An 8,746-nucleotide genomic window follows, 5' to 3' on the forward strand; every position below is an offset into this window, starting at 1 on the left:
AACTCGCTCATGGACCTGCACGACAAAATCCTGCTGCGGAAAAGGGCGCTCATTGAAACCGTCAACGACGAACTCAAGAATGTATGCTACATTGAACATACCAGGCACCGCAGCATTGACGGTTTTGTTTCCAACCTGATTGCAGGGCTTATCGCATACAACCTGCTTCCTAAGAAACCGTCACTCAATATTGACATCATTGATAAAAGCAGGCTTATTGCATAAGATTATTATACCGAACTCACGTATTACAAGGAAATAGGCGCTTGCGCCCTCGACATCATTACGGGCGTGCCCGAACTCGTCAGCACCGTGGGCAAGGCGAAATTTTCCAACAAGCTCCTGTGCCTTAACGAGCTTGGGAACCTTGTCGCGGAAACACAACAATTAGTGGCTGACTTCGTGAACATCGTGTGCAACGCAAAGGTGGAGAACCCGCTGAAGGGACAGGCCACAGCGGAGACCGGGGGCGACGGCTACAATTTCCTCGACCGGAACGAACGCCTGACGGTGGCCAACACCATCTACACCGACCTGATGAGGATAAGGTACAAGGTGGAGGGAATGCAGGCGATGGCACAGTACTCCACGCTTAACGACCTCTTCTTTGCCATAGACCCGGAAGGCTGGGCAAACGTGGTGACGATGCGCACCCGTGTCGAAAGCCTCGTGCTCGACTGGAAAGGACTGGCATCAGTGTGAACATATAATATAAGGTATAGGCAACGGCAAAAAAAGATTAAGTTTATGAAACGGACAGTCATGGTATGTGCGGCTCTCGCGCTGGCCATTTTCCTGCCGGTCAGGACGTCGGCCTTCATCATTCCGAAAGACCTTCCTACGATAGAGGCGCTGATAGCCCTGCACAAGGCGGTGAAGAAGGACGAGGACCAGGCCCTCCAGCGTGTGGCGGCAAGTTTCGGCGAGCAGTCGCTCATCACGAAGGGCGCGGAGAAGTTCAACGACGTGCGCACCGCGCTCGACACGAAGATGAACAACGCCTATTCGTACATCGTGCTTGCCGGGGCCATATCGTCCACCGCCAACTCCCTTTACCAGTTAGTAAAAGAATACAAGGACTTCACGGCAAACACGTTCTCGAACGTCAGTAAAAAGCCTTTCGTGGCATGGTACTATGCGGACGCCAACGTGGCCATATCGAGGGAGATAAAGCACTGCTACACCCTTTACGCCTCGGTGGCCGCCTCCGGCATCAACCTGATGAAGGCCTCCATGGACGAGAAGCTCGACCTCGTGATGACGTTGAAGGCCACCATCGACAGGGCACGCTACATCATCGACAACGCGAACCTGTACTGCTACCTCGTCACGGACTGCGGCTGGAAGCCCGACTACATCTGGGAGATACTGAACTCAGAAGTGAAAGACGCGATAGCGGAAAAAGTGATTGACAAATGGAACAATGTTTAACGGACGAGCGGAAAAAGGGATAGATAAGATTTGTTGCTTATCATTCCTTCCTTTCCCTCTTATTATAAAAACAAAGATATGAAAAACAAGACGTTTATTGCCGCCATACTCTGCGCCGCCTGTGCCGGACTACCGTCAGGACTGTCCGCACAAGGCACGACGCACGACAGCGAGAAAGAAAAGCAATGGAAGTCGATGGAGAACGGCCCCTGGGACTTCGCCCCCGACTGGTACTACTATTTCCTGCACAACGGATATTCCGGCGCGGAGATGTACTGGAAATGGGCGGGCTTCAAGTCCGGTTTCCGCGTCCGCTTCAAGGAGGAGGACTCCAACGTAAAGTGCATCATGCCGGTACGCGTCACCGCCGAGGAGACGCAACGGCAGAAGGCCGAGAAGGCGGAACAGGAGCGCGTGCGCATCGAGGAACTCTACAAGGAGGAACTCCTGCGCGAGGCGGACCGGTCTGTCGACCTTACGTATGCCTCCTACCGGGACGAGTTCGACCGTATGCAGGCCTGCATCTCTGACGGGCTGCTCTACTGTATGACGAAGAGCGGCGGCAAGCTGAAACGGCAGGTGGACGAGCTAAGCCGCCGGAACGAGGTGCTTTGTGAGGGCATCGCCTACATACACAAGACAGGCATAGGCTACGGACTGGAGAACGCGAAGCGGCAGCAGGCTTACGAGGACGCGAAAACCGAGATGGGCGTGCTCGTTAGCAGGACGGCGCACTTGTGCGCCGTCGCAGCCACACATTATTGAACTGAAAAAAACAACAAGTAAAGGACATGACACTTTTATCGACATTGCTGACCATCGGCCTTCCGGCCATCGACGAGAGCCTTGACAAGCTGCTCGTCGCGATGGAGACGTTCCCCAACGTGGCCGTGCTGGGCGACGCCGTGGGGCTGGCCAAGGTCATAGGGCTGCTGCTCGCCCTATGCGTGGGTTCCTACGAGTGCTGGATGATGATGCTCGGACGGCGCGGCATGGACGTGATGAAGCTGCTCCGCATCGTCGGCATCTCCATCTGCATCTCCTCCTCGTCGTGGATATGCTCCGCCCTGCAGGTGCCCGGCAAGGGACTGGAATCCGCAACAAAGGCGATGGCGCAGTCCAAGAACAAGGAGGTTGCCACCTTCGAGCTGAAGGTGGCGCAGAAACAGGGGGAGTACCTCGAACGCCTCAGGGCCGTGCAGGACTCCATATCGGCGGCAAAGCAGGTGGCCGCCATCGGCGAGGACGCCTCCTGGTGGGACAAGCTCATATACAACGTGGAGAACTTAGGCAACACCATCAACAACTACGCCCAGCGCGCCACAGTCGCCGCCGAGACGAAAGTCAGCGAGTGGGTGAACGACATCATCCGGTTCGTTGGCGAGCTTATCTTCCAGATGTCGTATTACGGGATGCTCGTGGCACAGAGGATATTCCTGGCCATCATGACGATATTCTGCCCGGTCATGTTTGCGCTTTCCCTCGCCCCGCCGTGGAGTTCGGCGTGGAGCCAGTGGACGTCGAAATACCTCTCCCTCTCGCTGTGGGGCTTCGTGACCTACATGTGCCTATACTACATCGACTTCATCCTGCTGTACAACCTCCAGCAGGACCTCGTGGCCTACGACCACCTGCTGCACGGCTCCGTCAACTCGTGGTCGCAGATAGGCGCGCTCGGCCTGCAGGGTATCGGCTCGAACTGCATGTACGCCATGGGAATGCTCGTGGGCGCTTACATCATACGCTTCGTGCCGGAAGTGGCCTCATGGCTGATACCGGGCGGCGTAAGCTCAGGTACGGGTTCCGTGGCGGGTTCGACGGCGATGGGCATCACGACCGCCGCTGGCTCTGCCGTAGGAAGCGCAGCCGGCTCCGTCGTGAGCGGTGCGGGTTCCGTGGTGAAGTCCGTCAGGAGATAGGCAACCGGATTAAAATCAAAGATATAACATAAAAATGCAGATAAGGATATGCTTATAGAATCACTGGCTCAAAAAACGAAGCTCGCCATGATGACGGTCTGGGCGGTAGTAGGCGGATGCGCGCTCATCTGCGGGTTCACCGTGTGGTGCTGCGTCTCACTCGTGAACAAGGAAAGGCAGCAGATATACGTCCTCGACGGGGACATACCGTTCCTCGCCGAGCGCGCGAAATTGGAGGCGAACTTCATCATGGAGGCGGAGGCGCACATCCAGCTCTTCCATCAGTACTTCTTCAACCTGCCGCCGGACAACGACTACATCAAGTGGACGCTCGGCAAGGCCATGTACATGGCGGACGGCACGGCATTGAAGCAGAAGCAGGCGATGGACGAAAACGGCTTCTACTCCGACATCATCTCCTCGTCGGCGGTATGCACCATCATGTGCGACTCCATCAATTTCGACGAGCACGAACGGAAGTTCACCTACTACGGCACGCAGCTCATCAAGCGGCGCACGCGCGACCTGAAACGTTCGATAGTCACCACGGGCAACATCGAGAACGTGCCCAGGACGCGGAACAACCCGCACGGGCTTCTGATCACCAACTGGAGAACCATCGAGAATAAGGACCTGGACTATTGACTTTTCAGGTTATGCGGTCAGGAGGTTGTAAGGTAATACGGATTGGACGTAAGATCCAAAGGGCATAACACCTCACAACCATAAAGCCGTAATAGACCTGCTAACCGTAAAACCATATAACCGTAAAACCCAAAAATATGAAATCTTTGAAGAAGACATTACGTGAAAGCCGCCTGAAAGCCCACGACATGATGCGTGCCTGGCTCAGGCCGAGAATACAGGCCGTCGGCACGAAATACCGCCTTGCCGCAAGGATAAGGCTGGCCAACTCGTGGGCGGCGAAACATCCGAAGCGGACGGCCGCCTGCACCGTGGGCGTACTGGCTGCCGTATTTGTACTGAACGTCGCCGTTGATGGAGGAAAAAAGGAGCCGGACATTCCCAAGACGGGTATGATTGCCGACATGCAGCCGGTATTCAGCGGCTTCCGCACCATACAGGTGAACAAGGACATCCACAGGCGGACACTGGAGGAGCTGACCGCCAAGGGGCAGGAAATCCGCCGGGAACTCGACTCGATGATAGCCATACCGGTAAAGTCGCACGGCGACTCGGTGAACATCGTGGAGAGGTACAGGCAGCTTGAGAACATCGTGAAATTCATAAAAGACAGCGGAAAACATGATTAAGGTAAATTTCAAACAACCAAAATACATTTTCCCGGCCGTCATCTTCATACCGCTGTGCGCGCTGGTTTACTTCGTCATGCAGACTTTCGGCGGCGGAAGCACGGAAAACGGGGAGGCGGTGGCGACAGACCGCATCAACATGGAGCTGCCGGAGGCGAATGCCGGGGAAGCCGGGGACAAGATGTACGAGATGTCGCGACGCTTCGGCGACGAGGACGCCTTCACAGCCGTATCCGGCATCGGGGAGGAAGAGGCGGACACGGAGAGAATAGGACACGGGTACACCGAGGAAGAACTGGACCGCATCGATGCGGCGGAAGCCGAGCGCAACCGCCAGCAGCAGGAACTGGAGGAGCTGGAACGCTCCCTTGCGGAGTCAAGGCGTCACATCAATTCCTATGCCTACGGGGACGGCGCGCCCGGACGCGGCGCATCCGCCCAGGAGGAGTTCGCCCGCGACCTGGAGGAGATACAGCGGCGCAGCTACGAGCGGCAGAAGGCCATCGAGCAAGGGCTGGGCTTCGGAAGCCCTGAAGAGGAAGAGAAAGCGAAACGGCAGCGGGCCGACTCCATTGCGAAGGCAAGACGGGAGGAGAAAGAAAGGAACAGGCCGAACCTCGTCGTCAAGTCGCCGGAGGCAAACGCTGGGAAGTTCAACACCGTCAGGGCGGAAGACGCGGCGGTGAACGCCACGCTCATCCGCGCCATGATTGACCGGACAACGAAAGCACGCGAGAGCACGCGCCTGCGCTTCAAGCTCCTCGACGACGTGACGGTAAGCGGCGTGAGGATAGCCAAAGGCACCTACCTGTACGGAACGGTGACCGGCTTCGGAGGGCAGCGCGTCCGTGCGGCGGTCACGAGCATACTCACGGGCGGCAGGTTCATCAAGGTCAACCTCTCCGTCTTCGACAACGACGGCATGGAGGGGTTCTACGTCCCGGATTCGGAGTTCCGCGACTTCGTGAAGGATGCCGGATCCAGCGTGGTGCAGCAGGACATCAACATCGAATCGGACGGAGGCTACGGCTCGGGCATATCCGGCGAGGCCATCGCCCTCCAGGCGTTGCAGAACATGTACAACTCAGCCACGTCCGCACTGTCCTCCAATATGCGCAGGAACAAGGCGAAAATCAAGTACAACACCATCGTCTATCTCATCAATTCCGATGACGCGAGGTGAAAAAGAATAAAGAAAACAGATATGAAAGCAAGAACTTTTTTTACCACATTATTTGCCGCCTGCATTTTCAGCAGCGCCCCGGCAAAGGAGAGAATACTCGTCAACAACGGAGTGACCACGCACATCGTCATGCCGGAAAACATAAAGCTGGTTGACATCTCCACGGACAGGATTATGGGGAACCAATGCACCGACAACATCGTCCGCATCAAGCCGTCCATGCCAAACGACTCCGTACAGGCGGACTACAAGGAAAACGAGCTGCTGGGCACGGTGACACTCATCGGGGAACGCCACATCGCACAGTACGACATCGTATATACACGGGAGCCGGGCTCGGCGGCCTCCATCTTCCATGTGCCTTACAGCGACACGGAATCCTACGTAAATCCTGGCGTCTCCATGCCCGTGTCGGAAATGGCCCGTTACGCCTGGGCGGTGTACGGCAGCAAGAGGAAGTTCCACCAGATTGTGTCAAACGCCCATGGTATAAGGGCGACCGTCAACAACATCTATTCCGTCGGCGACTACTTCTTCATCGACTACTCGCTGCGTAACAGGACGAAAATCCCCTACGACATCGAGGAGGTGCGTGTGAAGTTGGAGGACAAGAAGGAGACCAAGGCCACCAACTCGCAGACCATCGAGCTGACTCCGGTGTTCTCGCTCAACTCGGCGAGGAAATTCAGGAAAGACTACCGCAACGTGCTGGTGCTGCCCAAGCTGACCTTCCCCGAAGAGAAAGTCCTACGGCTTGAAATCTCCGAGAGCCAGATAAGCGGCCGCACCGTCACGCTGACCATAGAGTACGAGGACATCCTCAACGCCGACGGCTTCGGTGCGGACGTGCTGGAAAGCAAGTCCGCCTATCCGTTTCACCATTACTACATAAACATAAACCATTGAGCCATGAAGAAAATCCTCCTTACAATGATGATGTGCGTGGCATTCTGCGTGTCCGCGTATTCACAGGGAAAGCTCACGGTGAGCGCGGGCTTCCAGTTCCCCTCCTCGCTGAATGCAATTATAGGCTACGAGCATCCGCTCACCTACAGCAATGCCGTGGAGCTGTACGGCGAGGCCGGAAACCACTGGCAAAAACCCGTATGCCACCGCTTCTGGGACGGCTACTGGTGGAATGCCGGGCTGGTGTACAAGCACCGCCTCGCACGCTACAAGAACGGGATGCTGCGCTTCCGCTTCGGCCCGCAGCTGGGTGCCGCAAGACAAGACTTCTTCATCGGGCTGGAGGCCGGCTTCGAGTACAGCTACGTGTTCCTGAACGGCTGGGAGTTCTCCGTCATACAGAAGAACAACGTGAACTTCCTGCACGGCGACACGTTCCGTAACGGCCTGCTGCTTGGGGTGAAGATACCCTTCTAATGGCGTTCCCTGTATGAGGCAATTCCTCATTTTTAATTTTTAACTTTTAATTTTTAATTCCAAGTGTATGGCTTTTGAAGAGACAAGGGAGCAACAGCAGATGTACAACTACTTCCGCAGTTGCATATACATCTTCCTGATTATAGAAATCGTGATGAACCTGCCGGTTACGGCGGACAACCGCGTCACGCAGCTCATCCTCGAACTGCTGGGGCGTTTCAAGGTGTTCAACACCGTGTCGGGTTGCAAGGTGGCGGAATTAGTGTGCATCTGCATCGTCTGCATCGGGACGAAGGCGAAAAAGGCGTTGAAGTTCAACGTCCGCACGATGGTCGTCTATCCGGTGCTGTCGGGGCTGACGCTGGTCGGGCTGTGCTTCGTCTTCCACGGGATGGACTTCGGCGTGAGCTGGTTCGGTTTCCCTGCGGGCAGGATATTGTACGCCGTCTGCTCGGTCGTGGGCACGATGCTCGTACACCAGGGGCTGGACGGCATCGCCAAGTATTACAACAACAAGGTCGGCGAGGACCGTTTCAACTTCGAGAACGAGTCCTTCCAGCAGTCGGAGAACCTTGTCGCCAACGAGTATTCGGTCAACATCCCCATGATTTACTACTGGAAGAAGCGTATGCACCGTGGCTGGATAAACATCATCAACCCGTTCCGCGGCACTATCGTCCTCGGTACGCCCGGCTCGGGAAAGTCCTTCGGCGTCATAGACCCGTTCATCCGGCAGCACTCGGCCAAGGGCTTCGCCATGATGGTGTACGACTTCAAGTACCCGGCACTCGCCAGGACGCTCTTCTACCAGTTCTGCAAGAACCGCAAGGCAGGGAAACTGCCGCCGAACTGCGGCTTCAGGACGGTGAACTTCACCGACGTGGAATACTCCAACCGCATCAACCCCATACAGCGCAAGTACATACCCGACCTCGCGGCGGCTTCGGAGACGGCGGCCACGCTCCTTGCCTCGCTCAACAAGGGAGGCGGCGACAAGAAAGGCGGCTCGGAGGCGTTCTTCACCAACTCTGCGGAGAACTTCCTCGCGGCCATCATCTACTTCTTCGTCAACTTCCACCCCGTGGGCTTCAAGGACGGCAAGAAACTAAAGCGCTTTATCCTGCACGAGGGAAAAAAGCTGGAAATCGTCATCAGGAACTGGGACGACTTCAACGCCATAGATGAGAAAGGAAACGTGGTGCTGGACTTCGTGGACGAGAAAGGCAACGACGTGTCAACGGACGAGGACAGGATGTTCGTGGAGCTGGAGGGCTTCCGTTACAAGGACAGGTCAGGCAAGCTCATATCTATCGACCGTTGCTGGTACGAGGATGAAAAGGGCAACGAGGTGGAGCCGGATGGAAAAGCCACGCGACTTTGACCCTTTTGGCCAAGCAGGACTGTCCCCTTTGGCTACAATATGATTGACCCTTCTGGCCAAAATAGTATTGACCACTTAGTTCACCTATTGTTATAGATTTTTTTTGTGTAGATTTGAGTGCCCGAGTCCTGGTGTAACGGGGGTGATAATAAAATCTATACAAATGGATAAACGA

The 8,746-nt window shown here is 55.9% G+C and carries 9 protein-coding genes and 2 pseudogenes; all 11 read left to right on the forward strand.

Annotation, left to right across the window (positions count from 1 at the left end):
* Positions 1–225: transposase (locus H6A34_RS12485; protein WP_205104226.1), on the forward strand; the 225-nt coding region annotated here is incomplete at its 5' end.
* 9 nt (positions 226–234) lie between these two features.
* Positions 235–702, forward strand: a pseudogene (locus tag H6A34_RS12490) (hypothetical protein); the annotation flags it as partial.
* A gap of 45 nt (positions 703–747) precedes the next feature.
* A complete protein-coding gene (locus H6A34_RS12495; RefSeq protein WP_205105788.1) occupies positions 748–1,431 on the forward strand; it encodes a hypothetical protein in 684 nt (227 codons plus the stop codon).
* Between the two features lie 78 nt (positions 1,432–1,509).
* The gene (locus tag H6A34_RS12500) at positions 1,510–2,196 is read left to right on the forward strand and encodes a DUF5045 domain-containing protein (RefSeq protein ID WP_205105789.1); all 687 of its coding nucleotides are present in this window, start codon (positions 1,510–1,512) and stop codon (positions 2,194–2,196) included.
* A 26-nt stretch (positions 2,197–2,222) separates the two neighbouring features.
* Positions 2,223–3,350 carry a TraJ family protein gene (locus H6A34_RS12505; RefSeq protein WP_205105790.1) on the forward strand — a complete coding sequence of 376 codons (1,128 nt, stop codon included), beginning with the start codon at positions 2,223–2,225 and terminating at the stop codon, positions 3,348–3,350.
* 48 nt (positions 3,351–3,398) lie between these two features.
* Positions 3,399–3,995 carry a conjugative transposon protein TraK gene (gene traK / locus H6A34_RS12510; protein ID WP_205105791.1) on the forward strand — a complete coding sequence of 199 codons (597 nt, stop codon included), beginning with the start codon at positions 3,399–3,401 and terminating at the stop codon, positions 3,993–3,995.
* A gap of 137 nt (positions 3,996–4,132) precedes the next feature.
* Positions 4,133–4,624, forward strand: a complete 492-nt coding sequence (locus H6A34_RS12515; protein ID WP_205105792.1) for a hypothetical protein — start codon at positions 4,133–4,135, stop codon at positions 4,622–4,624.
* A complete protein-coding gene (locus H6A34_RS12520) occupies positions 4,617–5,807 on the forward strand; it encodes a conjugative transposon protein TraM (protein WP_205105793.1) in 1,191 nt (396 codons plus the stop codon). Before H6A34_RS12515 ends, H6A34_RS12520 begins: the two co-directional genes overlap by 8 nt.
* Before the next feature lie 21 nt (positions 5,808–5,828).
* On the forward strand, positions 5,829–6,713 hold the full coding sequence (gene traN / locus H6A34_RS12525; protein ID WP_205105794.1) for a conjugative transposon protein TraN: 885 nt from the start codon (positions 5,829–5,831) through the stop codon (positions 6,711–6,713).
* Between the two features lie 3 nt (positions 6,714–6,716).
* Positions 6,717–7,190 (forward strand): hypothetical protein, encoded by a 474-nt coding sequence (locus H6A34_RS12530; RefSeq protein ID WP_205105795.1) that lies wholly within the window; start codon positions 6,717–6,719, stop codon positions 7,188–7,190.
* Between the two features lie 67 nt (positions 7,191–7,257).
* Positions 7,258–8,550: pseudogene (locus tag H6A34_RS12535) on the forward strand (YWFCY domain-containing protein); the annotation flags it as partial.
* Between the last annotated feature and the right edge of the window lie 196 nt (positions 8,551–8,746).

The sequence above is a fragment of the Marseilla massiliensis genome (assembly GCF_016899855.1).
Taxonomy (GTDB): domain Bacteria; phylum Bacteroidota; class Bacteroidia; order Bacteroidales; family Bacteroidaceae; genus Prevotella.